Raw genomic sequence first — 26371 nt, 5'->3', positions numbered from 1 at the left:
ATCCGCGGACACGGTGAACCCCGGAACGGCGGCCGGATCCGCGGACACGGTGAACCCCGGAACGGCGGCCGGATCCGCGGACACGGTGAACCCCGGAACGGCGGCCGGATCCGCGGACACGGTGAACCCCGGCGTGGGCGGCGTGACCCGTCCCCGCTCGGCCAGTTCCGTCAGGCGGCGCTGGTCCACCTTGCCGCCGGCGTTGTACGGGAGGGCGTCCGGGTGGTGGATCGTCAGGTGCCGCAGTTGAGCCGGCAGGGCCGCGCGGATCGCCTCGTCGGTCGGGTCCGGGGCCGTGCCCGGGGCGAGGGTGACGAACAGGTGCAGCCGGGGCCCGGCGGCCGAGCCGGCCGTGAGCGCCACCGCCTGCTCGACGCCGGGCCTGCGCAGGGCGACCGCCTCGACCTCGCCGAGTTCGAAGCGCACTCCGGCCAGTTTGAACTGCCGGTCCCGGCGCCCCGAGTAGTGCAGCCGGCCGGCGCTGTCGAGGTGGACGACGTCCCCGGTGCGGTACACGACCGCGCCGTCCTCGGCGTGCGGGTCGGCGACGAAGCGGGCGGCGGTCCCCCGGGGCGCGTGCGCGTAGCCGGTGGCCACACCGTCCCCGCCGACCCACAGTTCGCCCTGCTCGCCCGGTGCGGCGAGGGCGCCGTCGGGGGTGACCACCCGGGTGTAGGCGTACGGCAGGGCGCGGCCGATCGGGGGCAGCCCGGTGCCGCCGGGGTCGACCCAGCCGGCCGTGGCCACCACGGTCGTCTCGGTCGGGCCGTACATGTTGAGCACCTCGAACGGCACGTCCTCGGGGAGGGCGTGCAGCCGGTCACCGCCGGTGGAGATGCGGTCGAGCCGGCTGCCGGCCGGCTTCGGCACCCGGGCCAGGAGTTCGGCGATGGGGGTGGAGACGAAGGCGTACTCGACCCCGGTCTCGGCGAACCAGCTCGCGAGGCGCTGCGGGTCGGCGCGGATCCCGGCGGGCGCGAGCCGGATGCGCGCGCCGGCGTACAGCCCGGACCACACCTCGAACGCGGAGGCGTCGAAGGCGGCGTTGGCGAGCTGGCCGACGACGGTGTCGGGGCCGAGCCGCAGTTCGCGGACGGCCCAGTCGGCGAGCCGGTCCAGGGCGGGCCGGGGCACCATCACGCCCTTGGGCTCGCCGGTGCTTCCGGAGGTGAACATGACGTAGGCGGGGGCCGCGCTGTCGGTGTCCGGCGGGGTGTCCGGTTCGGCGGGCGCAGCGGGCCACTCGTCGACGAGGGCGGCCCAGTCCACCAGGCGGGGCGCGGTGTCGGGCCCGTCGAGGACGGCGGCGCGCTCGGCGGGGACGCCGGGCAGCCGGACGACGGTGGTGCAGCGGGCCCGGGCGACCATGGAGGCGAGGCGTTCGGCGGGCTGTCCCGCCTCCAGGGGGACGTAGGTGCCGCCGGCGTGCAGGACGGCGTAGGCGCAGGCGAAGAAGTCGGGGGAGGCCGTCCCGAGGAGGCCGACGACCTCGCCGGGCCGCTCCAGAAGCTGCCGGGCGGCCTCGCCCCAGGCCGCGAGCAGGCCGTAGGTGATCCGGCGTTCGCCGTCGTCGAGGGCGACCGCGTCCGGGGCGGCGGCGGCCCGCCCGGTCACCCGGGCGACGAGCGCCGCGGCGGGCTCGGTCCGCCGCTCGGGCAGCAGCTGCACCCAGGTGCGCAGCCATTCCAGCGTCCCGGTCCACAGCGCCCACAGGTCGTCGCGGCCGACCGCACCGTCCTGGGCCTCCATCAGCAGTTCGACGTGGGTGTCGTCGCCGGTGCCGGAGGTCACGGCCACCACGTTGACGGGGAACTTGGCGGCTCCGTTGAAGACACCGAGCTGGACGCGGGCGGTGGCGCCGGCCAGTTCGACCTCACGCTCGACCTGCTGGTGCATGCTGAACGCGGCCCGCACCACGGCGCCGTCGCCGCGTGAGTCGGTGCCGCCGACGGCCTGGACGACGTCGGCGAGGGGCACGGCGGAGCGGTCCATCGCCTCGCGCAGGGCGGCGCGGGTGCGGCGCAGGGTGGCCTCGGGCAGTTCGCCGGGGCGCCGTTCGACGACCACGGGGACCGTGGACACGAACATGCCGACGGTGTCCTCGTGGCCGGGCGGCCGGTTCTCGACGGCGCTGCCGAGGACGGCGGCGCCGACTCCCTCGTACTGGGTGAGTGCCTGGGAGAACGCCGTGAACAGGGCGGTGAACAGGGAGACCGACGCCTTGCGGGCCCCCTCCCTGACCGCGCGCAGCAGGGCGGCCGGCACCGGCAGCCGCAGGAAGGTGTCCCGGCCGGTGGTGGGGAGGCCGCCGTCCAGGATGCGGCCGGCGGCCTTCGCGGCGCGCTCGGCGACCTGGCGGACCTCGGCCGGGTCGGCCGGGGTCTGGGCGGCGGCGTAGCCGAAGTAGCGGGTGTCGGGTGTGCCGGTGTCCTCGTGGAGGCTGCCGAGCAGGGCGACGAAGGACTTGCCGTCGTGGATCAGGTGGTGCTCGGTGTGCACCAGCACGGCGCGGCCGTCGGGGAACCGGGCCAGCACCCAGCGCAGCAGCGGGCCGGTCCGCAGGTCGAAGGGGCGGTCGGCGCCGCTGACGCGGACGAGTTCCTCCGGGGAGACGTTCGCGTCCGGGAGGTCCACGACGGTGAGGTCGGTCTCGGCGTCGGTGACGTCGGCGGGGGGCACCACCTGCCAGGGTTCGCCGTCGTCGAAGACCAGCCGGGTGCGCAGCACCGGATGGCGGCGCAGCAGGCCGCGCAGCAGCCCGCGCAGGGCGGCGGGGCGGGGCACCTCGGTGAAGTGGAACAGGGCGTGGAAGACGTAGCGGGAGGAGTCCGGGTCGAGCAGGGACTGGTACCAGATCACCCGCTGCTGCCAGGTGAGCGGTGCCCGGTCGGCGGGGGCGGCCTCGGCGGGGCCGGCGGCCGGGTCGGTGCGGGGACGGTCGGCGAGGTCGTCCAGGAGGTGCCGCACGCTGGAGGCGTTGAGCAGTTCGTGGGCCCCGACGTCCAGTCCGTGGGCGCGGCGCATCCGCAGGGTGAGCTGGGCGGCGTCCAGGGAGCTGCCGCCCATGGCCGCGAACGAGGTGTCGAGCGGTTCCCCGGGGTCGAGGCCGAGGGCCTGCCGTACGTCGTCGGCCAGGCTCTCCACGACGGCGTCGGCCGTGTTCGTTGTCATGCGTCGCTCTCCTTCATGGGTGTCGTTCGACGGCGCCGGTCCGTGCCGAAGGCGGGGGCTCGTCGGGCTGCGGTGGGGGGACGTGGTGCGCGGGGTCCGGTCGCAGGGCCAGCCGGACGGCCAGCAGCAGCACCGGTACGGCGGTGAGGGCGACCAGCACGGCCGCGGAGGCCCAGCGGGCCGCGAGGCCGAGGGTCAGGAAGACGGCGAGGGCGACGGCCTGGGCGCCGAGTCCGGCGACCGAGGTGACCGTGGCCCGCGCGGGTCCGGAGATGGCGTGCTGGAGCCGGGTGTCGGCGACGATCTGGGCCAGCCGCAGCACCCAGTAGAACGCGGCGATGCCGAGGAACCCGGCCGGGCGGCCGGTGAGCGCTCCGGCGGCGAGGGCCGCGCCGCCCGCGCCGAGCAGCACCGCCAGCAGGCGGTCGCCGGCGCCGGCCAGGCGTCCGCCGGCGAAGCCGCCCGCCGCCATCGCCGCCCACGGCAGCAGCAGGAGCAGCGGTACGGCCGCGGCGGGCGTGCCGGCCTCGCGGGCGAGCACCGGAAGGTACTCGTCCACCACGCCGAGGCCGGTGAGGGCCGCGGCCAGCAGGACGGCGGAACGCACCCGCGGGGTGCCGCCGGCCTCGGCGAGCCCGGCGCGCAACACGGCCAGGTAGCCCTGCGGTTCGGGCTCCGGTTCCGGCACGGGGGCCGGTATTGGCACGTGGGCCGGTTTTGGTACGGCGGCCGGTTCCGGGCCGGGGGCCCGGCGGCCCAGGCCCAGGGCGGTGGGGACGGCGAGCAGGGTGAGCAGGACGGACACCCAGCCGGTGGCGGGGTAGCCGCCGAGCAGGACAAGCGGGGTGGCGGCCAGGGAGCTGGCCGCCACCGAGCACGCCTGGACGGCGGCCACCCGGCTGCTGACCCGGGCGTACTGGCCGGCCCGGCCCTCGGCGGCGAGGCCGTCGTAGAGCAGGGACTGGAGCGTCCCGGAGGTGAGGGCGGTGCCCGCACCCCACAGGACGAATCCGGCCGCGAACGAGCCGAGCGAGGGCAGCGCGGTCCACAGGGCGAACCCGGTGCACTGCGCGAGCGCCGCGGCGGCCAGCACGCGGTGGCGGGGGAAGCGGTCGGCCAGGGCCCCGGAGGGCACCTCGCAGACGAAGGTGGTCACCGTCCACACCGCGAAGAGAACCGACAGTTCTCCCGTGGAGACCCCGTGCGAGGTCATCAGCAGGGCGTAGACGGCGTGCAGCGGGAGGAGTTCGGTCAGGCCGGTGTACAGGTACACCAGGCCGACGCGGAAGGGGCCGGAGGACGGCGGCTGGGGCATGCGGACCTAATAAGGCATGGAAGGACGCTAGCACGAAGGCGTCCGGCGGACAGGGCGGTCGGTGCGTGCGGAGCCGGGGTTCAGTCGGTGCGGCGGATCAGGAACGGGCCGAGGGCCAGCGCGTCCAGCGGGCTGCGGGCGAAGGTGGCGAGGGCGTCGGAGGGGGTCCACACGACCGGCTCGTCGCGGCCGTTGAACGACGTGTTGAGCACGACGGCGTGTCCGGTGTGCTCGGCGACCCGGCCCAGCAGCCGGTGGTAGAGCGGGTCGTCCTCGGCGGTGACGGTCTGCGGGCGGGTGGTGCCGTCGACGTGGATCACGGCGGGCATCGCGGCCCGTCCGGCGTCGGGCACCGGGGTGGTGACGATCATGTAGGGCAGCGGTGTGCCGTCGCCGAGCAGCGTGGGGGCCTCCTCCAGCCGCATGCTGGGCGCGAACGGCCGCCACCACTCGCGGTCCTTGACCGTGAGGTTGATGCGGTCGCGTTTGGCCACCGGGAACGGCGCGGTCACGATGGAGCGGTGGCCCAGGGCCCGGGGGCCGCCCTCGCCGCGTCCCTGGTGCCAGCCGACGATCTGCCCGCGGCCCAGCAGCCCGGCCACCGCGTCGGCTATGTCCTCGTGCTCGGTGTGGCGGACGCCCTGCTTGTGCAGCACCCGGCGGACGGCGTCGGCGTCCCACTGCTCGCCCCAGGCGAGGGTGCCGGTCATCGGCGTGATGGTCTCGCCGTGCTGGGCGGCCACCCAGCCGGCCGCGCCGAGGCTGACGCCCTGGTCGCCGGCGAGCGGCTGCACGAACAGGTCGCGCACCTCGGGCAGTCGGGCGAGCTTGCCGTTGAGGGTGGCGTTGAAGCCGACGCCGCCGGCCACCATCAGGGTGTCCTGGCCGGTCTCGCGCAGCAGCCGGCGGGCCATGGCGACGACCGAGCGCTCCAGGGCCTCCTGGGCGGTGGCCGCGAGGTCCCGGTAGTCGTAGGGGTCGCGTTCGGTGCGCCGGACGTAGCGGCCGCGCTCCCGGTCGTAGTGGCGGCTGGTGCGGTTGGGCGGCAGCGCGCTGGTCTTCTCCAGGTGGGCGAGCCACAGCCGCAGGGTGTCCGCCTCCTCGTCGGTACTGCCGGTGGACAGCAGGCTGCGCGGCACCGGTCCGACCGCGTAGCCGTCGTCGAGGAAGCTGAGGCCGCCGCCGAAGGTCAGGTCGCCGGGAGTGCCGTAGGGGGCGAGGCCCATGGCCTTGCCCGCGGCGTCGGCGCCGAGGCCCGCGTACTCGCAGACGGCGGCATAGAAGTAACCGAGGGACCAGCCGGGCGGGACGGCCTCCAGGACCTTCAGCTCGCCGCCGACGGCCGAGGCGAGCGTGGCGCTCTCGCACTCGCCCTGGCCGTCGAGGACCAGGACGGCGCCCTGGTCACGGCCGGAGAAGTAGTAGGCGCTGGCCGCGTGGGCGGTGTGGTGCGGGACGAAGACCAGCTCGGGGTCGCGGTCGCGGGGGAAGTACGCGCGCGGGAACAGGAAGTCCAGGGCCCGCGCGCTGTCGGGGAACCAGTCCAGGCCGCGCCGGGTGAGCAGCGAGGGCATGTCCCAGCCGTGGGCGACGACGTCGATGTCCTCCAGGGCGAGGCCGCCCTCCTGGAGGCAGAAGGCGGCGGCGTGCAGCGGGGCCTCGCCGTAGCCGTGCTTGTGCCGGGTGAAGCGTTCCTCCTCGGCGAACGCCACCACCTTCCCGTCGACCAGGAGGCAGGCGGACCCGTCGTGGCTCGCGCCCGGCCAGCCATTCACACCGAGAATTCGCATGGCAAGTCATTCCCTTCGAACGGGCCGTGGGCCCGGTAATTGACGGACGACGACCGGTGCGCTAGAAATTAGCAGCGATACCGCGCCGAAGAAATAGGCGCCGGCCTCTTTCCTTCTCCGAGACCGCACCGGACGTAAAGCGCCCGGTCAGCCCGGTCGACTCTTCCCAGTCTCCCGTTTTTCTGCATGCCTCGAAAACCGCTGGACACTTTCCGATTTCCACGCGCGAGAAACCAGAAGAAAGGGCACGCCGTGCTTCGTCTGATCATGCATCCGGAAAGCACCGCCGACGTTCCCGACGAGGCGGACGTCCCGGCCGAGGACTTCCACCAGAGCGCCGGCCGGTTCCGGCTGCTGTCGGGGCGCGGCGATCACGTACGCCTGCTGCGCGCGGGCCGTCCCGGCGGCCGGTGGGCCGCGGCCCTGCTGGAGGACGGCGGTCAGGACGGCTGGTTCATGTGGAAGGGACCGGCCGGACACCCGGACCCCGAACTGCTGTCCGCCCTGCTCACGGGGGTTTCCCAGCTGGGCCCCGCCACCTTGGTACTGCTTCCGGAGTGGGACTTCCCCGAGGTGCTGGCGGCAGCCGGGTACCGGCCCGCCCCCCGCTACGCCACCGGTCTCGTGCCCACCGGCGGCGGGGACGAGGCGATCCTCGCCCGGATGCGTCCGAGCACCCGCAGCCGGGTGCGCCGGGCGCTGCGCAGCGGTCTGGAATTCGCCGACGACCCCGGCCGGATCGACGAGTTCTACGACTTCTACGCACCGGCGATGATCCGCGCGGACTCACCCGACCTCGCCCCCCTCGATCTGCTGCACGATCTGCTGGAGCATCCGTCGGTCCACCTTTTCACCGCGCTGCACGAGGGCCGGGTGGCGGCCGGTTCCATATGCTTCCGGAACCGGAATTCGCTGGAGGCGCGTTTTGTGGCCACGCACCCGGAACACCGCGTCGACGGCTCGATGAACTTCGTGCATTTCCAGACCATCAGGCGGGCGGCTGCCGAGGGGCTTGAGCATTTCGACCTGAGCGGCATATCCACCGGTGAGGTGGACGGGAAGACGGCCGGGATCAACCGGTTCAAGCTCGGGTTCGGCGGCGAGGTCCTGCACTACCCCACCTACGCCCGGTCCGGGGACTGAGAGGAGACGCCCGTGCGACTCGTGATCGACCGGGACGTGCCCGTCCCCATGAGCGACGGCGTGGTGCTGCGGGCGGACGTGTACCGCCCGGACACCTCCCGCCCGCTGCCGGCCCTCCTCCAGCGGACCCCGTACGGCAAGGGGTCCTCGGCGGGGGGCCGCTCCCTGGACTGGATGCGGCTGGTGGAGGCCGGGTACTGCCTCGTGGTGCAGGACGTGCGCGGCCGGTACGCGTCCGGCGGTGTCTTCCGGCCGTTCGCCGACGACGCCGCGGACGGCCGGGACACCGTCGGGTGGGCCGCAGACCAGGACTGGTGCGACGGGACCGTCGGCATGATCGGGCGGTCCTACGAGGGTGCCGCGCAGTGGCACGCGGCGGCCGCCGCGCCGCCCGCGCTGCGGGCCCTCGCCCCGCACGTCGCCGCCGCCGCCCCCTACGAGGGCTGGACGTACCTGGGCGGCGCCTTCCAGCTCGGGTTCTGTCTGCACTGGGTGCTCGGCGACCTGCTGCACGGGCAGGTGGAGCGGGCCGGCGGCACCGCCGCGGACGTCCGCGCCGTGGCCGAGGCGCTGGACGGCATCGACGAGCTCTACCGGGCGCCCTGGCGGGCGCTGCCCCTGCTGGACCGGCTCGCTCCCTACTACCGCGAGTGGCTGGAGCACCCCGGGCCCGACGCCCACTGGCGCGGGCTGGCCGCCGCCCCGGACGGGCGACGGCCCCCGGCGCTGGTGGTCGGCGGCTGGTACGACATCTTCCTGCCGGGCACCCTGCGGACACCGTCGCCCCGGCCGGACGACCGCCTGCTGATCGGCCCCTGGTCGCACTGCGTGACCGGCGGTGTCTTCCCCGAGCGGCGCTACGGACTCGCCGCCGACGAGGCGGAGTTCGACATGACGGCGGCCCATCTCGCCTTCTTCGACCGGCACCTGAAGGGCGGGACGGAGCAAGCGGGCCCGCCGGTGGAGGTGTTCGCCGGCGGGGCGGACCGCTGGATCGCCCCCGCCGGTCCGCCGGGCGCGGACAGCGTCCCGCTCGCGCTGCACCTGGACAGCGACGGCGACGCCCGTACCCGGCACGGCTCGGGCGTGCTGCACCACGCTCCGCCCCGCCGCGAGGTCACGGACGTCTACCGCTACGACCCCCGCGACCCCGTCCCGACCGCCGGCGGAGCCACCTGCATGACCGGCATGCTCGTCGGTGCCGACTGCGGCCCCCTGGACCAGCGCGCGGTGGAGGACCGCCCGGACGTGCTCTGCTACACCGGCCCCCGGCTGGACGCGCCCCTGACGGTGTCCGGGGAGGTGGTCGCCGAGCTGTACGTCTCCTCGTCCGCGCCGGACACCGACTTCACCGCCAAGCTGGTCGACGTGCATCCGGACGGCCGCGCGGAGATCCTCTGCGACGGCGTCGTCCGGACCGGGCACCGGGCCCGGCTGGACGGGGTGCGTCCGCCGGTCCCGGACACGGTCCACGCGCTGCCGGTGGCGGCGGGGACCGTCGTGCACGTCTTCCGGCCCGGCCACCGGGTCCGGCTGGAGGTCTCCAGCAGCAACTTCCCGCGGTTCGACCCCAATCCGAACACCGGCGGCACCCCGCTGACCCTGGCGGACGCCCCGGTGGCCACGGCCGTCAACCGGGTCCACCACGGGCCGGGCCGGCCGTCGCGGCTGCTGCTCCCGGTCTGCCCCGGTCTCCCCGACGCTCACGACGCGGCCTGAGGCGACGGCTCGGGCCTCGGATCGCCGTCGCGCCGGAACACGGTGAGGTCGGTGAGCGGGACGATCCGCCGGCCGGCCCGCAGATGCGCCCGGCGCAGCCGCTCGCGCTGGGCGGGCGTGAGCTCGGTGCAGTGCTGCGGGATCGCGCGCAGCATCCTGGTGCGGGCGGCGGTCGCCGGGTAGCGGGGCCGCACGCCGTAGGGGTCGCGTACCAGGTGGTAGAGGGTGCCGGTGTGGAAGGCCGCCTTCAGCAGGGCGTAGTAGGCGGCGGCCCCGATCCCCTTGTGGCGGGCGCACCCGGCGAGCGTCCGGGACGCCTCGTACAGCCGCCACAGCACGGGCACGGCGGGGGTGGTGAAGACACCGGTCTCCTGGGCGATGCCCTCGCCGACGCCGTAGCGGAAGTAGCTGCGCATGTTCTGGAGGCCGACCTGGGCGTCGTGGAAGATGCGGGCCTCGGGGACGTGCCGGACGGGGATGCCGGCCAGCTGGAGACGGAAGTCGAACTCCCGGTCCTCGCACCAGTGGATCAGGCCGTCGAAGTGGTAGCCGCCGATGTGCTCGACGATCGCCCGGTCGTAGATGAGCGGCGGGGACAGGGCGCTGACGTACTCGCCCTCGTCGTACTCGCGCACCCGGGCGGTGAGCCGGCTCATCAGGCTGCCGGACTCGCCGTACACCACCTGGCCCTTGACCACCGGGTCGGTGGCGACGGCTGCGGCCATCATGCGGACCACGCCGGGGGCGAAGGTGCAGTCGGAGTCCATCAGCAGCAGATAGCGCCCGCTCGCCGCCTCGGCGCCCGCGTTGTAGGCGGCGCCGAGGTTGCCCGCGTCGGGTATCTCGGTGACGGTCAGCGGCCTCGGGTGCTCGCGCAGCACCCGGCGGATCTCGTCGGTGGCGCCGTTGAGCGCCAGCACGATCTCCACGTCCTCGTCGACCGAGTCGATGCAGTCCAGGATGCGCAGGTCGTCGCGGAGCGCGATGACCACGCTGGTGCTCGCCAGCACCCGTTCGGTGCGCTCCTCGTCCGGGGCGGCCTCGGCGGCGGTCATGCCTGCTCCCCGGCGCTCGGGACGACGCCCTGCTCGTCCTTGCGCAGCACGTAGACGTGCGTGGTGTGACCGGGGGTGAAGCCGTCGCCGTCGATGTCGCGGACCCGGACCGTGCGCAGGCCCGCCGTCCGGCCGAGTTCCTCCATGGTGAACGGGTCGACGACGTACTGCACATGGGTCTCACGCCAGAGCAGGCCGTCCGCCCCGTACAGGGAGAGCACCGACCGGCTGCGGGCCAGCACGGGGTCCCAGCGGTGGGTGCGGTGCAGCCGGACGCCGTCGCGGGTCTCCTCGTGCTCCAGGTTCCGCCAGTCCTCCTGGAGGACCTTGCGGGAGGAGTAGTCGAAGACGAGGTGGCCGCCGGGGCGCAGGGCCGCGGCCGCGTTGCCCAGGCACTCGGCGAGGTCGGCGGCGGTCAGGTAGTTGAGGGCGTCGAAGCCGGAGACCACGAAGTCGTAAGCGTCGGGCTCGACGGTGAAGCGTGCCATGTCGCCGACGATGCGCAGCTCGGGCGGTATGCCGCCGTGCTCCAGCATGGCCGCCGAGCGGTCCAGCGAGGTGACCTCGCCCTGCGGGACCAGGTCGGCCAGCACCCGGCTGCCCATGCCGGTGCCGGCGCCGAGGTCGAGGATGCGGACGGGGCCGGGGGCGGCCAGCTTGGCCAGTTCGGCCCCGATGCCCAGGCGCCAGGTGTCCTCGGCCATGGCGCCCTCGAACAGTTCGTAGGTGTCGGACCAGTGGTCGTACGCGGTGGTGGTCATCGGCGTTCCCTTGTCGGAGGGTGGAGCTGTCGGAGGATGGAGCGCGGTCAGGGGACGGGGGCGGGTGCGGCGGGGCGGCGGTCGCTGAGGCGCAGCGGGAGGCGGGACAGCACCCGGGTGGCGAGGGCTTCGGCGGCGGCGGTGTCGGGGCCGCTGGTGATCGCACCGGCCAGCACCTCGTCGCCGCCCCGGTAGGGCGGCAGGACGGTGCCGGGGGCGAGGTCCAGGCCCCAGAAGACGTCGTGGACGCCGGGGGTGCGGGCGAGTTCGGCCAGGTCGCCGACCCATTCGACGGTGCCGCCGTCCGCGGGCAGGTAGCGCTGGACGACCGCCCGGTCGCGGGTGGGGCGCAGTTCCTCCTGGGCGAGCGGGCGGCCCAGGGCGAGGCGGACGGCGTTGGGCAGCGGGTCGACACCGGTGGCGAGCGGCATGATCTCGGTGGCGATGCGGGCACCGGTCAGCCGGCAGGTGATCTCCAGCAGGTACACCCGCCCGTCGGGGGTGCGCAGGATGTCGGTGTTGACGACGGCGGTGGTCAGTCCGAGCGCGTCGACGCCCCGCTGGACGGTGCGCACCACCTCGGCGCGCTGTGCCTCGTCCAGGACGGAGGGCAGGGTGTCCCCGCCCTCGAAGAAGTGCGGGAAGAAGCGCTCCTTCTCGCCGTACTCGCGGTCGGCGAACCCGGTGACGCGGAGCCTGCCGTCGACGGCGAACCCGGCCACGGTGTGCTCGGTGCCGGTCAGGTACTCCTCCACGACGACCCGTCCGGTCGGGCTGAGGGCGAGGGCCCGCTCGACGGGTTCCCGCGCGGTGCCGGGGGCGTCCAGCTTGGCGACGCCCAGGGAGCCGGTGCGGTCGCTCGGCTTGACGACGGCGGGCAGCCCGACCCGGTCCAGCGCGGCGAGGGCGGCGTCGGCGGTGGTGGCGACGGCGAACCGGGGCACGGGCAGCCCGGCCCGGTCCAGGGCGGCGATCCGGCGGTCCTTCAGGGTGCACAGGTCGGCCACCTCGACGGGCACGCCGGGGCAGCCCAGCTCGGCGGCCAGCCGGGCCACGACCGGTGGATTGTCGTATCCGAGCGTCATGACGCCGGATATTCTTCCCGGCCGCTCCGCGCGAATTACCGACAGGACACCGGTGAAATCGTCGGGGTCCGCCTCCAGATATATGTCGGCGCTTCTCCGGACGCGTTCGGTGATGCGGTCCGTGACGACCAGGACGCGCACTCCCATTTCTTTCACGCGGGCGAGCGACCGGTCCATTCCGGAGCCGATCCCGCATATCAGGAGGGTGTCGGTCACCTGGCCACGTACCAGACGCGCCGGGTGTCCTCGCGCACCGGCTCGCGGTCGAGCCCGGCGTACGTGTCCACGCTGGTGAAGCCGGCCGCGAGCAGGGCGCCGGTGACCGCGGCCGGGTCGTGGCCGCGCTGCGGATGGGTCTCGTGGACGCGGTGCCAGCCGCCCTCGGGGGTCCGGCGCACGACGGTGACCGTGGTGTCCACCCGGCCGGTCGCGGCGTCGTAGGGGTTCTCCCAGACCTCCAGGATGTCCTCGGTGTTCTGCTCCACGAACACCTGTCCGGCCCAGGCCCGTTGGACGAACCAGACGGGGTGCGCGTCGAGCACGGCGAGGCCGCCGTCCTCGGTGGCGGCCCGCAGGGTGCGGGCGGCGAGCTCCAGGTCGCCCTCGCCGACCAGGTAGTTGACGGTGTTGTAGGTGCAGGTGACCACGGAGTGGCGCCGGTCGCCGCGGTAGTCGCGCAGGTCGCCGCGGACCAGGTCGACGTCCACCCCGGCCCGGCGGGCGGCCTCGCCGGCGTGCCGCAGCATGTCGGGCGACTGGTCGACGCCGGTGAGCCGGCCGAAGGAGCCGGCCAGCGCGATCAGCAGCGTGCCGGTGCCGCAGCCCAGGTCGAGCAGCGAGCCGCCGGCCGCCCGGTAATGGGAAATCAGGTCGGGGAGTTTTTTCGACACTTCCTCCGTGAAATCATTGTAGGGTGCCTCGGCATAAACATCGGCATACTCACCGAAGAAATCTCCGCGTGCTTCATATTGCATCACGACCGCCCCATTCAGTAGTCTCGATTTCCGTGCCGGGCGCTTCAAGGCCCGCCATTTCCTTTTCGTTTCCGGAGGGAGAATTCGCATGCGCACCGCGAACGAGGGAAGCCGTCCCGAAGGGCTTCCGCTGCTGTCCGACCAGAGGGACCGCCTGGCGATCCAGGAGTGGGTCGAGAAGCACGACCTCGGGGTGGAGGTCCGCATGTTCGGCCGGGGCTTCCGGCTGACCGGCCCCCTCGACACGGACGCCCTGGACGCGGCGCTGACCGCGCTCGTCGCCCGCCACGAGGCGCTGCGCGCGGCCTTCCCCGACCGGGGCAGGACCGGGCGGCAGGAGATCCGCGAGGCCCGCCCCTTCACGCCCGAGCGCGTGGACCTGACCGGGCTGCCCGAGGACGAGCGGGCGGACGAGGCGCTGCGCCTGGCCGGCGCCTTCCTGAGCCGGAACCTGGACCTGGACGGCGGGCTGCTCATGAGCGGCGTCGTCTACCGCCTGGGCGAGCAGGACCACCTGCTGGGCCTCGCCGTCGACCATCTGGTGGTGGACGGGCAGTCGTTCGAGATCCTGGTGAACGAACTGTGGGAGCTGTACGCCGCGGCTGTCGAGGGCCGCGAGGCCAAGCTGCCCGAACAGCGCTTCACGTACGCGGACTTCGTCCGCTGGGAGGCGGAGTGGCTGGCCCGCGACCCGAACCCCCGGCAGATGATCGCCCGCTTCGCGGAGCTGCTGGACGGCATCGGCACCAACGCGCCGGTGTACCTGCCCGGGATGCTGCGCGAGACCAACGACCGTTACGCGGTCGGCACGTTCGACGGCTCGCTGACGCCGGAGACCTGCGCGCTGCTCACGGAGTACTGCCGGTCGGCCCGCACCACCCCGTTCGTGGTGCTGTTCACCGCCTACCTCTGCGCGCTGCACGCCCGCAGCGGGCGCAGCGACCTCGCGGCGCTGATCCCGGTGACCCGGCGCACCGAGGAGCACCTGCTGGACCTGGTGGCCTTCCTGTCCACCTACGCGACGGTCCGGGTGCGGATCAACCCGTCCCTGACCTTCAAGGAGCTGAGCCGCACGGTCCGTTCGGCGGTGCTGGAGACCCAGCGCCTCGGCCAGGTGCCGGCGCCCGAGGTGACCTCCTCCCTCGCCCCGCACCACCTGGGCCGGCTGCTGGAGCGGCCGTGCACCTTCTTCGACGTGGCGCCCGGCGGCTGGAGCGGCGGCAACCGCGAGGCCGGAGGGCTGTCGGTGGAGCCGACCGAGGTGCCCGGCGACCAGCACCAGATCGAGAGCCTGGAGCTGTTCGCCTCGGTCGACGACAGCGGAGTCGACTTCACGGTGCTCTTCCCGGCGGACGTCTTCGGCGAGGAGAGCGTTCGGGAGCTCGCTCATGAGTTCACCTCCTTGGTGCACAGGTTTCTGACTGCTCCGGACACGGCGATCGGGGACGTGCTGCGGGCGGACTGAGCCGCCCGGCGGGCAAGGACCGGGGGCCGCACGGCCGGCCCCCGGTCCGGCTTGTTCAGGGCCGGGCGCCGGCCATCCGGATCACCTCGAAGGCCTCGCTGTGGCCGTGGCCCGCGCTGGTGACGGCCCGGTAGGACGCCAGCCCGCGCACCGCCTCGTCCCAGGCGGCGTGCCGCAGCTGGGAGCGGTAGCAGCGCATGGCCTCGACCTTCAGCTCGATCTGGTCGGTGACGTCCTCGGTGTACTGGGCCTCGCCGAGCGGGGCCCACACCTCGTAGCCGAGCACCAGGGACGGCGGCGGCGCGGGCGGCCCGGCCTCCTCGAAGAAGTCGGACTCCGCCATCCACAGCGACTCCAGGCCGAGCCGGTGCACGGCCCGGTGCTCCACGTCCCCGTCGTCCCGGTGCGGCAGGTACACCCGGTCCGGGCGGACCTCGCGCAGCACCTTGACGACGGCGAGGTGCAGCCGCCGGTCGGCGGCGAAGTCACGGGACGGCTCGTCCAGCGTGATGCACCGCTTGACGCCGAGCACCCGGCAGGCGTCGGTGGTCTCCGCCGCGAACTCCTCGTCCCCGACCTCCCGGTCGGCAAGCCCGCGTTCGCGGCGGATGACGATGACCACGGTGACCTCGGCGCCGGACTGGGCCAGCTTGGCGATGGAGCCGCCGCAGCCGATGACCTCGTCGTCGGGGTGCGGGGCGATCACCAGGACCCGGGTCACCGGCCGACACCGCCCGGTGCCCCGTACCCGGCCCAGCGCGCCCACTGCGCGGTGCGCGTCATGCCCTCGTCCAGGGTGGTCCGGGGCGCGGCCAGGAGGCGTGCGGCGAGTGCGGCGTCCACGCGGGCGGGGCTGGCGTAGAGCGCCTGCTCCCAGTCGGGCACGGCCCCGCCGGCCGGAGCGCCGGCCGGGGCGGGCAGGCCGCGGATGCCGCGCAGCCGGTCGAAGAACTCGCCCCAGCCGGGCTCGTCGGGCCCGCCCACGAGGAACTTCCGCCCCGCCGCGGCGGGTTCGGCGAGCGCCGCCAGCACGGCGTCCACGACGTCGTCCACGTACACCGCGTTGCAGGCGCCGCCCGCACCGGTCACCGGCAGCTCCTCGAACTCCTCGGCCGGGCGGGTCAGCTGGGCGACGGTCCATTGTCCGCCCCAGGGGCCGTAGACCACGCCGGGCTGGAGCACGACGGTCTCGGGGCCGTCGCCGTGCGCGGCGAGCACCAGCCGCTCGGCGGCGGCCTTCTGCTGCTCGTACTCGCGGTCGTCGGCGTCCTCGCCGAGCGCCGGGGCGGTCTCGTCGAAGCGCGTCAGGCCGGAGGTGTCGTACACGTCGACGGTGCTGAGGTGCACCAGCCGCTCGGCGCCGGCGAGTTTGGCCGCGTGGAGCAGGTTCGCGGTCCCGTCGACGGTGGTGCGCCAGCGGGCGTCGACCTCGCCCTGCGACCCGAACGCGCAGTGCACGACCAGGTCGCAGCCGTCCAGGGCCTTGCGCAGGGTCCCCGGGGCGTCCAGGTCGACGGCCCGGAAGGTGAGCCGCTCCTGCGGCAGCACGGAGAGCCGGGCGGCCCGGCCGTAGCCGCGCACCAGGGCCCGGACCTCGGCCCCGGTGCCCAGCACCAGCCGCTCCACCACCCGTCCGCCGATGAACCCGCTGGCGCCGGTGACCGCGACGCGCCTGCCCGCGAAGTCGTTCATGCCGCGCTCCTCGACGTCGTCCCGGTCAGCCAGGGCTGGGCCAGCGGACGTCGTGCCGGCCCCGTGTAGCACTGCTCGATCAGCCGGGCGACCCGCAGGCCGTCCTCGGCGGTGGCGTGCGGCGCCACGTCCGCGCCGGAGCACACGTCGGCGAAGTTGCGGAGCTGCTCGACGAAGAGGTCGTCCCATTCGTCCTGGGCGGGCGGCACGGCGCTCACGTCGCCGCGGTGCAGTTCCTCGCCGGAGGCGGTGATCAGGGTGCACTCGCCGGCCGGGAAGTCGGTGCCGACGCTCACCTCGGCGGCAGTACCGGTGACGACGCAGCTGATGCCGAGGGCGCGCACCCGGCTCAGCTCCAGCACGGTCTCCACTCCCCCGATGCGCAGGGTGGCGACGGCGTCGGCCTCGACCCCGCCGAGGCTGTCGTCGACGTAGTCGACCACCTCGACGTCCGGGCCGAGCCACCACAGCAGGATGTCGAAGACGTGGGAGGCCGTGTCGGTGAGGACGCCGCCGCCGGCGAGGGCGCGGTCGAACATCGACCAGGAGACCGGCTCCCAGCTGTAGGGGTGGCCCTCGGTCCAGCGGACCCGGGTGACGGTGCCCAGGTCGCCGTTCCGGATGAGCTCGCGCACCCAGGCGTTGGCGGGGAACAGCCGCCGGGGGTGGGCCATCAGCAGGCGGGTGTCCGGGGCGGCGGCCGCGGCGGCGGCGAGGGCCTCGGCGTCCGCGGCGGAGGTCGCCATCGGCTTCTCCAGCAGCACGTGCCTGCCCCGGGCGAGCAGGTCGCCGGCGACGGCGGCGTGCGCGGTGTGCGGTACGGCGACCACGGCGGCGTCGAAGGCGTCGGCGGCCTCCTCCACCGTGCGCGCGATCAGCACGTCCTCGGCGGTGCCGCCCTGGTCCGCATACCACTGGAGGGCGGCACGGGCCTGCTCGGGGTCCGGGTCGATCAGGGCGGTGAGCCGGATCTGCGGGACGTGCGGCAGCGCGGTCAGGTGACAGGACCTGGCGGCGGCTCCGCAGCCGACGACGGCCAGTCGCAGCGGTGGCATGGGCGACTCCTCGGGTGTGGTCGTTCCTCGGGTGTGGGCATGGGAGGTGCGGCGGGTCAGGTGGCCGGGTGGAACACCCAGAAGTTGGGCTCCGCGTAGACGCCCTCGCCGTCCGCGGAGACCTCCAGCGGGGCGAGGGCGCCCGGTACCAGGTGGCGGGCGGGGCCGGGCAGCGGGTGTCCGGCGATCTCCTCCCAGCGGGCGGCGGGCTGGCTGATCACCAGCGAGCGGTCGCAGGGGGCGAGCAGTTCGGCGCCCAGCGCGGCGTGGGTGGCCAGCCAGGGATCGAACGGTGTGCCGTCCGGACGCCGCCAGCGGGCGTAGTCGGCCATCGGGACGAGTGGGTACCGGGCCTTGCGGGTGGGGCGGACCGGGATGACGACGCCGCGCAGGCCCGCGGCCCGTGCCTCGTCCCCGGCCCGGGTCAGCAGCCGCTCGGCGAGGCCGCTGCCGCGCAGCCGGGCGGAGACGCTCACCGAGAGCATGCACAGCGCGTCCGGGCGGGCGGCGGGTCCGTCGAACGCGGAGACAAGCACGTCGTCGGAGCCCTCCGGGAGCCCGTCGACCGTGCCGTCCCAGGGGACCGGCAGGCCGTTGGCGGCGGCCACCAGCTTGCCTTCCTCGTCCAGGACGCAGAGCTGGTGGGCGGGGTAGGTGTCGTAGAGCCGGTGCCAGCGCCAGTTGCCGGGCGACTCCCAGCTCATGAACGCGGGCATGTTGCCGGTGATCAGCCGGTCGACGGCCGGCTCCAGCTCCGGTGCCCGCTCCAGGCTGGTGACCGTGAGGGTCGGCAGGTCCGCCATGGCCGCCTCAGCCGATCAGGCGGCTGCCTGCGCTCGCCCGCATGGTGCGGGAACGGCGCAGGTCATGGGTGACGTTGATGCGCTTGAGCCAGCGGTCGGTGCCGTCGTAGCGAGCGGTGAAGGGCACCCGGCCGTGGACCACGCGGTGGTTGTTGACGACCAGGCAGTCGCCCTGCTCCAGAGCGACCTCGCGCAGCCCGGAGTCGACGACCGCGATCAGGTTGTCGAGGGCGCGGCGGGCCTCCGGGTCGTCCTCGGGGACCTCCATGAAGTACGGGTCCAGCCGCAGGTACGGCTCCTGGCGTGAGCCGAACAGGGCGGCCACCGGGCGGCGTTCGTGGATCAGCCGCTCGATGGTGGCGAACCGCTCGGCGTCGCCGCCGGAGGAGGCGGAGTTGTTCTTGGGCAGGTGCGACTCGTCGGGGGCGATGTGGAAGCGTTCCTCGAACAGCACCTCCACGTCGTCGTCGGACAGCGCTCCGCCGGCGTACGAGCCCACGGTGGTGGCGACCTTGTCGGGGTTGCGCAGGGAGGCCAGCACCAGGTAGTCGCCGCGGTACGGGTGGAAGGCGTCCTCGGTGTGCCAGGTCAGGAGCTCCTTGCTGCCGAGGCCGAGCTGGTCGTTCTCGTGGCTGCGGACGGGGAAGATGTCGTGCACCAGCCGGCCGTCCTGCTGGGTGGTCCAGCCGAACGGCTCGCCGAGCAGCGCCGCGTACAGCAGGACGAGTACCTCTTCGGGGAACTCCCGGTTGGGGCGGGGGCGGCCCCGCCAGTGCTCCGGGGTGGGGCCGATGCGGTCCTGGTCGAAGAGGTGCCCGCTGACCACGCAGTAGCCGGTGGGCTCGTCGATGGCGAAGGTGCGCAGGAAGCGCTGGGTGCGCACCGGGAGGTCCGCGGCGATCCGAGGCAGGTCGAGCAGGAGGGCCGGGTCGTCGTCGCCGGTGTAGCGCTCCGCGGCGCGGATCGTGAGCTCGGCCGTCCGCCGCGCCTCGTCCGGGGTCAGCAGCAGGACGTGATCCTCGGAAGGTTTGTCCATGACAGTTCAGTCCTTACGTACGGCCGGTGGAAACGGTGCCGGCACCGCACGGGGGCGGGTCCGTGCCGAGGAGAGCCACTCGGCGAGCCGGCGGGGTGTCGGGTGGTCGAAGACGGTCGTGGCCCGCAGTCCGACGGTCTCGGGGAAGTCGGCGCGGAGTTCGGTGACCAGGCGCATGGCGAGAATCGACTGGCCGCCGCTGGCGAAGAAGTCGGCGTCGGGCTCCAGCCCGGGGTCGGCCAGCAGCACCCGGAAGTGCCGCAGCACGGCGTCGAGCGTCTCCCGCCCGCCCGGGTCCGTGCCGGGGACGCCGACGCCACCGTCCGGCACGCCGGTGGTGAGGTCCGGGTCCGCGGTCGCGGCGCCCCCGGCCGCGGCGGTCCCCTGCGCGGCGGGCGACCCCTGCGCCGCGGGCGACCCCTGCGCGGTCAGGAGGGTCGCGGCGAGCGCGCGGCGGTCCACCTTGCCGTGGTCGTTCTTCGGCAGGGCCCCGGTCCAGAACAACTGTTGGGGCGCGGCCCAGCCGGGCAGTTCGGCGGTGACCCTGGCGAGCAGCCGGGCGCGTTGCCCGGCGGTGACCGGAAGCACGCCGTCCGCGGGTGCGGCCGGGGCCGCCGGGACCAGACAGGCCAGCAGGGAACCGCGGGTCCGGGCGTCCAGCAGGACGACGGCCTGGGCGACCGCGGGGTCGGCGGTCAGCAGCCGTTCCACCGAGGCCGGTTCGAGCCGGTGACCACGGATCTTGATCTGGTCGTCCGCCCGGCCGTGGAACTCCACGGCGCCGTCGGGCAGGATCCGCCCGAGGTCGCCGGTGGCGTACAGCCGCCCGCCGCCCGGCTCCGGGTCGGTGACGAACCGCCGCGCGGTCTGCTCCGGGTCGCCGAGGTAGCCGGGGGCCAGTGAGGGCCCGCCGATGTGGATCTCCCCGACGGTGCCGGCCGGTACCGGCCGGCGGGCGGAGTCGCGCACGCTGACCTCGGCGTTGGCGAGGGGGGTGCCGATCGGCACCTCGGGGGCGTCGTCCGGCAGCGGCCCCTCGTACATGGTGGAGGTGACCGTGCACTCGGTCAGCCCGTAGACGTGCACGAGCCCGGCGCGTCCGGCACGCTCCCAGCGCCGCCAGTCGTCGGGGTCCATGCGTTCGCCGCCGACCAGCACCCGGCGCAGCGGGGCGGGGGTGGTCTCGCCCCGGACGTCGAGCCAGTGCGCGTACTCGCGCCAGTACTGGGTGGACAGCTCCACGGTGGTCACGCCGAGGGCGCCGAGCATGCCGTGCAGTTCCTCCGGGTCCGGTACGCCGGTGCCGGGACGGCAGACGACGGTCCCGCCGCGGGCGAGGACGGGGAACACCTCCTCCACGACCACGTCGAAGCCGAGGGAGGCCAGTTGGAGCCACCGGTCCCCGGGGCCGAGGCCCAGCCGGGCGGCCGCCGCCAGCGCGAAGCCGTGCAGCGCCTCCCGCCCGATGCCGACGGCCTTCGGCTCACCGGTGGACCCGGAGGTGAACATGGCGTACGCGGGCCGGTCGGACGCCGCCCCGCCGCCCCGGGCCGCGGAGGACAGGCCGGCGGTCGGGCCGCCGTCGGGGGCCGGCGCCGACTCGGGTGCCGTGCCGTCCAGTTGGGGGCCCAGATCGGTCCAGGGCGGGGTGGCGGTCCCGTGCGGCGCGGAGCCGCGGCCGGCGAGGAGGACCGCGTCGACGCGGGCGCAGCGGGCGGCGCGGGCGGCGTCGGGAAGGCCCTCCTCCAGGACGGCGAAGGCGGCGCCCGCGGCCAGCGTCCCCAGCATGGCCACGACAGCGTCCATCGGGGCCAGCCCGTGGAGCATCACGTACCGGCCGGGACCGGCCCCGGCGGCGGTCAGCCGGCCGGCCACGGCCCGCGCGGCCGCGCCGACCTGACGGTACGTCATGGTGCGGTGCCCGTCGGTGAGCGCGGGGCGGTCGCCGTGCGCGGCCCGCACCTCGTGCCAGAGCCGGGACAGGGCATCGGCCCCGCCCGCCGTGCCGGAGGCCGCCATCACCGGCCGCCCCGGGCGCGCAGGAAGGCGGAGAGCGTGTCCAGGCCGTCGGTGAACTCGCCTTGATCACCGCCGAATCCCAGCCGTACGGCGCCCTCGCGGCCGAAGGCGGTGCCCGGCACCAGCAAGGTGCCGTACTCCTCCAGGAGTTCGACGCAGAACCGCTCGGAGTCGGTGACGCCGGGCAGCTCCAGCAGACAGCAGACCCCTCCGCTCGGCGGCGTCCAGGCGACCAGACCGTGGTGGTCGGCGACCCACTTCTCCAGCACGGTCAGATTGGCGCGGGCCTCGGCCCGGCGGGGGGCGATCAGCGCGTCCGCGGAGCGCATCGCGGCGGTGGCCACCGCCTCCACCAGCGGCGAGAGGAAGAGGGTGGTGCGGTCGCGCACGGTGAAACTGCGCTCGATCAGTTCCTCGGGCGCCGCGCACCACCCGACGCGCAGGCCGGGCAGGCCGAACGCCTTGGAGAAGGTGCCGTAGCTGACGGTCAGCGGGTGGCGGGTGCCGGGGTCGGGCAGCGGCGGCTCGTCCCAGCTCATCTCGGCCGTCGCCGCGTCCCAGACCAGGACCGCGCCGATCCGCTCGACCCGGTCGAGCAGCCTGCGGTATGCGGTGTCGGTGAGGGTGGCACCCGTCGGGTTGTGCGGGAAGTTGACGATCACCGCCCGGGTGTCCGCGGGGATCGCCCGCTCCAGGGCCCGCGGGTCGGTGTCGGCGGCGGTGAACGCGTCCAGCGGCACGGGGTGCAGGACGCAGCCGGCCGCCCGCGGGTAGTGGGCGAGCGAGTGGTAGAGCATGTCCGGCAGCACCACCCGGTCGCCGGGCCCGAGCAGCGTCTCCAGCGTCAGGGCGATCGCCTCGCTGGAGCCGTGGGTGACCATGACGCGGTCGGCTCCGCCGGGCAGGTAGCGGTCGGCGATGGCCCGGCGCAGCTCGGGCGAGCCCTGCGAGGTGCTGTCGTCGACGAGGATGCCGTCGAGGCCGGTCGCCTGAAGTCCGGTCAGCCGACGCAGTTCGGCGTAGGTGTAGGGGTGTACTCCGCTGGAGCTGATGTCCCGCTCGGCCTGGCCGAGCCTGCGCCGGTACCACTCCTCCAGTACCGGAGGCTCCACAGGGCGCGATGCGTTGAATTCAATTCGAGTCCGTGACACGAAGAAAACCTCACGGGATAAGGGCTCGTGGAAATCGGTGAACGGCGATTCCAGGCACCAACAATGCGCCTCGGATCGGCGGGGAGGAAATCGGTGGCGACTGCCTCAATTACATCAACAAGTGCGTGACGGTCACAAGTAACGCGAGTACGTGACAAGGCCGCCCCCTGCCCCCGGCCACCGGCACTCGCCCGTCAAGGCACCTGTTTTGGCAGGTGGTTGGGGCGCTCTCGGTCGTCCGGTGGGGCTCCGGGACCGCCGGGGGCCGACCGGCCCGCCCGGCGGCGGCCGCTTTCCCGCTCCTCGCGCCGACGCACTAGTGACCTGTCGGGTTTCCCATGGCACTATTACTGCCATGCGCCCAAAAATTCCGGCCGACAGCATTCTGCGGCTGGGCGATTTCCGTCAGATCTTTCTCGCGGACAGCATCAGTCAATTCGGCACGCAGATCCTGACGCTGGCCCTGCCCCTGGTGGCGGTGGTCAGTCTGGACGCCTCGCCGCTGGAGGTGGGGGCCCTGTCGGCCGCCGAGTCGCTGCCCTACCTGCTGGCGAGCGTCCCGGCCGGCGTGTGGGCGGACCGGGTGCGCAAGCGCCCGCTGCTGCTGGCCACGGACGTCGCCCGTGCCGCACTGCTGCTGTGGATCCCGATCGCCTGGTGGACCGGCCTGCTCACGGCCGCCCAGCTCATCGCCGTGGCCTTCCTGTTCGGCCTGCTCACCGTCTTCTTCGAGGTGGGGTACGCGAGTTACGTACCCTCACTGGTGCCCCGGGATCGGCTGATCGACGCGAACACCCGGCTCCAGGTGGTCCAGTCGGTGGCCCAGGCCGCCGGCCCTGGGCTCGGTGGCGCCCTGGTGCAGGCGCTGGCCGCGCCGGTGGCCGTCCTGGTGTCGGTCGGCGGCTATCTGTGGTCGGCGGTCTGTGTGCTGCTGGTGCGGGGGCGCGAGCCGCTGCCCGGCCACGCCGACGGGGAGCCCGTCTCGTGGCGGAAGGACGCCGCCGAGGGACTGCGCGCGGTCCTGGGCGACGTCCTGTTGCGGCGCACCTCCGTCAGCACCGCATGCTTCAACCTCTTCTGGGCCGTGGGCACTCCGATGATTCCGGTCCTGCTCGCGCGTGACCTGGACCTGAGCGCGGGCGTCATCGGTCTGCTGCTGACCTTCGAGGGCATCGGCGGCCTGCTCGGCGGGGTGCTGGCGGCCAGGGCGGCGCGCCGGCTGGGACACGGGCCGGCGATCTGGACGGCCACCCTGGTGGCGGGCGCGGGCTTCACGATGGTGCCGCTGGTGGACACCGGGTGGCGGCTCTGTCTGGTCAGCGTGGGCCTGTTCGTCTCCTCGGCGGGCATGGTCGTCTACAACGTCATCGTCGTCACCTTCCGCCAGTCCATCACCCCGGACCGGCTGCTCGGCCGGGTCAGCGCCTTCAACCGGCTGCTGGTGTGGAGCACCCTGCCGCTGGGCGCGGTCCTCGGCGGACTTCTCGGCCAACTCCTGGGCGCCCGGACCACCTTGTGGATCGCGGGTCTCGCGACGACCCTGTCGTTCCTGTGGATCTACTGCTCGCCGCTGCGCACCCTGCGCGACATCCCCGAGGACTACGTCCTGGGCGGCTCGCTGACCGGCACCGCGCGGTGGCACGCGGACGGCTCCGGCGAGAGCGCGTCCGTCCCGGGAGACGGTGGCGCGGGCGACGACCGGACGGCCTCCGCATGACGGCCGCCGACCCGCGCGAGGTGCTCGCCGCCGCCCTGGAGTCGGCCGCCTCCCGCGGACTGTCCCTGCGCCCGGAGACGGCGGTCCTCAACGACGCGGGCTGGGACTTCCGGGTGGTCGAGGTCGAGGACACCGAGGGCACGGACTGGATCCTGCGGCTGCCCCGCCGCAGCCGCAGCGCCGACCGGATCGCCGTGGAGGCGGCCGTCCTCGCGGCGGTCAGGCCCGCGCTGCCGGTGGCCGTGCCGCGCTGGGAGCACGCCGACCGCTCGTTCATCGCGTACCGCCGGCTCGGGGGCGCCCCCGCCGGGTTCGAGGACCCGGCCCGCCTGCGCTACGAGTGGCACCCCGCGGCGGGGGGCGGCCGGCCCGGCACCGGATACGTGACCTCGCTCGCGGCGGCCCTCGCCGCCCTGCACCGGGTGCCCGTGGAGGAGGCCGTGGACGCGGGTGTCCCGCCGCGCGAACCGGTCCTGGCGCGGGAGGATCTGGCCCGGACGCTCACGGAGGCCAAGGCCGCGGTGCCGCTTACCGAGCGCTGGTACGCGCACTGGCGGTCCTGGCTGGACGACGACCGGCACTGGGCCCACCAGGCCCGCCTCACGCACGGCGACATGCATCCGGGGCACACCCTCGTCGGCCCCGGCTCGAACGCGGTGACCGGAGTCCTGGACTGGACGAACGCCGCCTTCGACGATCCGGCGGCGGACTTCGTCGACCCGTACCTGGCGGGCGGGCGGCCGTTGCTCGACCGGCTGCTGTCGGCGTACCGGCGCGGCGGCGGCACCGTCCAGCCGGGCCTGCGCGAACGTGTGCTGCTGCGGGCGTCGTTCCGCTGGGCCCACGTGGGACTGCTGGGCGTGCGGACCGGCCGTCCGGCGTTCACCGCCGTGGCCCGGGAACGGCTCGCCGCGCCGCCCCCGGAGTCCGGCACCCCGCCGGACCCGGCGATCCACCCCGCCCCGGACACCCCCGCCCTGCCCTGACCGCCCCGTATCCCGGTTCCACCCGACCGAGAAGGAGAACGAAGCGATGACCCCGACGGACGACATGCGCGCCCAGGCCCTGAAGCTGGCCCGCACCTACCTTGGCCAGGAGGACCTGGACGGCGGCTGGTTCGAACTGGGCGGATCCTCGCTGGACGCGGCCCGCCTGGTCAGCTCCCTGGAGCACGACCACGGCTGGGAGATCGCCCTCCAGGACCTGCTGACCGCCCCGTCGGTCGCCGGCCTGCTCACCGCCCCGGCCGCGGCCGCCGCCCCCGAGGCTCCCGACGCGGCGGTCGCCCCGTCGCCGTCGCCGGTCGCCGCGGCGGCCGGCGCCGCGTCCACGGGCGGCGCGGACGTGCTGTGGCCGGCGCTGGCGCGGCTGTCCGCGAGCGAGCGGCTGGCCCTGGCTCACCGCTTGCTCGGGGACGTGCTGCGCGAGTCCGCCGGCCCGCGCTGACCGGGACGGCCCCGGTCAGGGCGCGCCGGTGAGGAACTCCAGCAGCGCGCTGTTCACCTCCGCGGGCCGCTCCAGGTACCCGTAGTGCCCGCAGTCCGCGATTTCGGCGTAGCGCGCCGCGGGCAGGGCCGCGGCGACCTCGCGGCACAGCCACGGGGGCACGATCAGGTCGTGCTCGAAGCCGAGCACGAGGACCGGGACGGCCACCCGGCCGAGCGCGGCGAGCCGGTCCGCCGGCTCGCCGTCGGCCGGGACCGGCACCGGGGCCGTCCCGGCGCGCTCGGCCGCCTCGAACAGGTCGAGCCAGTCGAACAGTTCGTCCTCGCGCCGCCAGGTGGCGGGCGACAGGTTGAGCACGGCGCGCTGCCACGCCGCGTAGCGCGGCGGCAGCCGCACCCCGGCGGCGGCCAGCTCCCGTTCGGCGTCGGCCATCACTCTGCCGGACAGGTCGCCGCGGCCGCGCGTGGCCATCAGCACCGCCCCGGCCACCACGCCGGGCCGGGCGAGCATCAGTTCCTGCACCACCTCGGCCCCGGAGGAGACACCGACGGCCCGGCATCGAGGGAGGTCCAACTCCGCGAGAACATGGTGCAGTTCGGCGGCAGCCCGGTGCGGATCCGGCGCCGCCGACGGATTGTGGAGCGGCCTCCGGTCGAAGGTGAGCACCCGGAAACCGGCCGCGCGCAGCGCGGGCACCTGGTGCAGGTCCCAGACCCGCCCGGAGACCCCGGCGCCCGCCACGAGCAGCACGGCGTCCCCCTCCCCCTCGTCCCGTACGTCGAACTCGGCGCCCGCCACCCGCACTGTGCGCACATGCCCTCCCCGCAGTCGGTCCCGGCGCGGACGGCCGGAGCGCACCGGCCGCCGCACAGCCGCCATGCTAGGGCCTGTCTGACAATTCCCGTCGTCGCCCGGAGGGCGGCCGCGCGGCGTCAGGTGCGTGCTCTGGGGGTCCCCCCGGCCGGAGGCTGGGG

Annotated in this window: 21 protein-coding genes; 6 read left to right on the top strand and 15 right to left on the bottom strand. The window is 74.4% G+C overall.

Annotated features, from left to right (window positions below; genetic code table 11):
- From AB0958_RS33525 to AB0958_RS33515, 3 genes are all read right to left on the bottom strand, one after another.
- The coding region (locus tag AB0958_RS33525; RefSeq protein ID WP_366894236.1) for an AMP-binding protein at positions 1 to 3171 on the bottom strand (3171 nt) is incomplete at its 3' end.
- Between the two features lie 13 nt (positions 3172 to 3184).
- Complete coding sequence (locus tag AB0958_RS33520) at positions 3185 to 4486, bottom strand: MFS transporter (RefSeq protein ID WP_366894235.1); 1302 nt, start codon at positions 4484 to 4486, stop codon at positions 3185 to 3187.
- Positions 4487 to 4566: 80 nt separating this feature from the next.
- Positions 4567 to 6276 carry a carbamoyltransferase C-terminal domain-containing protein gene (locus tag AB0958_RS33515; protein ID WP_366894234.1) on the bottom strand — a complete coding sequence of 570 codons (1710 nt, stop codon included), beginning with the start codon at positions 6274 to 6276 and terminating at the stop codon, positions 4567 to 4569.
- 267 nt (positions 6277 to 6543) lie between these two features.
- Here AB0958_RS33515 and AB0958_RS33510 point away from each other — a divergent pair, with 267 nt between their 5' ends.
- Both AB0958_RS33510 and AB0958_RS33505 read left to right on the top strand, forming a co-directional pair.
- Positions 6544 to 7419 carry a GNAT family N-acetyltransferase gene (locus AB0958_RS33510; protein ID WP_366894233.1) on the top strand — a complete coding sequence of 292 codons (876 nt, stop codon included), beginning with the start codon at positions 6544 to 6546 and terminating at the stop codon, positions 7417 to 7419.
- Between the two features lie 12 nt (positions 7420 to 7431).
- Positions 7432 to 9138 (top strand): CocE/NonD family hydrolase, encoded by a 1707-nt coding sequence (locus tag AB0958_RS33505; protein ID WP_366894232.1) that lies wholly within the window; start codon positions 7432 to 7434, stop codon positions 9136 to 9138.
- On the opposite strand, the gene AB0958_RS33500 is transcribed toward AB0958_RS33505, so the two are convergent.
- From AB0958_RS33500 to AB0958_RS33485, 4 genes are read right to left on the bottom strand one after another with little or no spacing between them, the layout of a single operon-like run.
- Positions 9123 to 10193, bottom strand: coding sequence for a glycosyltransferase family A protein (locus tag AB0958_RS33500; protein WP_366894231.1), 1071 nt, complete (start codon positions 10191 to 10193; stop codon positions 9123 to 9125). The two genes, AB0958_RS33505 and AB0958_RS33500, sit on opposite strands and share 16 nt — an antisense overlap.
- The gene (locus AB0958_RS33495) at positions 10190 to 10954 is read right to left on the bottom strand and encodes a methyltransferase domain-containing protein (RefSeq protein ID WP_366894230.1); all 765 of its coding nucleotides are present in this window, start codon (positions 10952 to 10954) and stop codon (positions 10190 to 10192) included. The genes AB0958_RS33500 and AB0958_RS33495 overlap by 4 nt, the downstream gene beginning before the upstream one ends.
- A 47-nt stretch (positions 10955 to 11001) precedes the next feature.
- Positions 11002 to 12255 (bottom strand): ATP-grasp domain-containing protein, encoded by a 1254-nt coding sequence (locus tag AB0958_RS33490; protein ID WP_366894229.1) that lies wholly within the window; start codon positions 12253 to 12255, stop codon positions 11002 to 11004.
- Positions 12252 to 12929, bottom strand: a complete 678-nt coding sequence (locus AB0958_RS33485; protein WP_366894228.1) for a class I SAM-dependent methyltransferase — start codon at positions 12927 to 12929, stop codon at positions 12252 to 12254. Before AB0958_RS33485 ends, AB0958_RS33490 begins: the two co-directional genes overlap by 4 nt.
- A gap of 172 nt (positions 12930 to 13101) precedes the next feature.
- On the opposite strand from AB0958_RS33485, the gene AB0958_RS33480 reads away from it, so the two are divergent.
- Positions 13102 to 14478, top strand: coding sequence for a condensation domain-containing protein (locus AB0958_RS33480; protein WP_366894227.1), 1377 nt, complete (start codon positions 13102 to 13104; stop codon positions 14476 to 14478).
- Between the two features lie 55 nt (positions 14479 to 14533).
- On the opposite strand, the gene AB0958_RS33475 is transcribed toward AB0958_RS33480, so the two are convergent.
- The 7 genes from AB0958_RS33475 to vioD are packed head-to-tail and all read right to left on the bottom strand — an operon-like array spanning position 14534 to position 22195.
- Complete coding sequence (locus tag AB0958_RS33475) at positions 14534 to 15199, bottom strand: PIG-L deacetylase family protein (protein ID WP_189701420.1); 666 nt, start codon at positions 15197 to 15199, stop codon at positions 14534 to 14536.
- Complete coding sequence (locus AB0958_RS33470) at positions 15196 to 16170, bottom strand: NAD-dependent epimerase/dehydratase family protein (protein WP_366894226.1); 975 nt, start codon at positions 16168 to 16170, stop codon at positions 15196 to 15198. The genes AB0958_RS33475 and AB0958_RS33470 overlap by 4 nt, the downstream gene beginning before the upstream one ends.
- Positions 16167 to 17225: a Gfo/Idh/MocA family oxidoreductase gene (locus AB0958_RS33465; protein WP_366894225.1), complete on the bottom strand. Its 1059-nt coding sequence runs from the start codon at positions 17223 to 17225 to the stop codon at positions 16167 to 16169. Before AB0958_RS33465 ends, AB0958_RS33470 begins: the two co-directional genes overlap by 4 nt.
- A 56-nt stretch (positions 17226 to 17281) precedes the next feature.
- Complete coding sequence (locus AB0958_RS33460) at positions 17282 to 18028, bottom strand: GNAT family N-acetyltransferase (RefSeq protein WP_366894224.1); 747 nt, start codon at positions 18026 to 18028, stop codon at positions 17282 to 17284.
- 7 nt (positions 18029 to 18035) lie between these two features.
- Positions 18036 to 19064: an arginine beta-hydroxylase, Fe(II)/alpha-ketoglutarate-dependent gene (vioC, locus tag AB0958_RS33455; protein ID WP_366894223.1), complete on the bottom strand. Its 1029-nt coding sequence runs from the start codon at positions 19062 to 19064 to the stop codon at positions 18036 to 18038.
- Between the two features lie 6 nt (positions 19065 to 19070).
- Entirely contained in the window at positions 19071 to 21083 is a 2013-nt protein-coding gene (locus AB0958_RS33450) for an amino acid adenylation domain-containing protein (RefSeq protein WP_366894222.1), read from the bottom strand.
- The gene (gene vioD / locus AB0958_RS33445; protein WP_366894221.1) at positions 21083 to 22195 is read right to left on the bottom strand and encodes a capreomycidine synthase; all 1113 of its coding nucleotides are present in this window, start codon (positions 22193 to 22195) and stop codon (positions 21083 to 21085) included. Before vioD ends, AB0958_RS33450 begins: the two co-directional genes overlap by 1 nt.
- A gap of 394 nt (positions 22196 to 22589) precedes the next feature.
- Between vioD and AB0958_RS33440 the strand changes: the two genes are divergently transcribed.
- The 3 genes from AB0958_RS33440 to AB0958_RS33430 are packed head-to-tail and all read left to right on the top strand — an operon-like array spanning position 22590 to position 25397.
- Complete coding sequence (locus tag AB0958_RS33440; RefSeq protein ID WP_366894220.1) at positions 22590 to 23951, top strand: MFS transporter; 1362 nt, start codon at positions 22590 to 22592, stop codon at positions 23949 to 23951.
- Positions 23948 to 24937, top strand: coding sequence for a phosphotransferase (locus tag AB0958_RS33435; RefSeq protein WP_366894219.1), 990 nt, complete (start codon positions 23948 to 23950; stop codon positions 24935 to 24937). The genes AB0958_RS33440 and AB0958_RS33435 overlap by 4 nt, the downstream gene beginning before the upstream one ends.
- Before the next feature lie 46 nt (positions 24938 to 24983).
- The gene (locus tag AB0958_RS33430; protein WP_366894218.1) at positions 24984 to 25397 is read left to right on the top strand and encodes a phosphopantetheine-binding protein; all 414 of its coding nucleotides are present in this window, start codon (positions 24984 to 24986) and stop codon (positions 25395 to 25397) included.
- A gap of 15 nt (positions 25398 to 25412) precedes the next feature.
- Here AB0958_RS33430 and AB0958_RS33425 read toward each other — a convergent pair whose 3' ends face one another.
- Complete coding sequence (locus tag AB0958_RS33425; protein ID WP_366894217.1) at positions 25413 to 26210, bottom strand: alpha/beta hydrolase; 798 nt, start codon at positions 26208 to 26210, stop codon at positions 25413 to 25415.
- Between the last annotated feature and the right edge of the window lie 161 nt (positions 26211 to 26371).

Source organism: Streptomyces sp. NPDC006655, from assembly GCF_040703965.1.
Lineage (GTDB): Bacteria > Actinomycetota > Actinomycetes > Streptomycetales > Streptomycetaceae > Streptomyces.
This window is presented reverse-complemented; position numbering and strand designations above follow the sequence as displayed.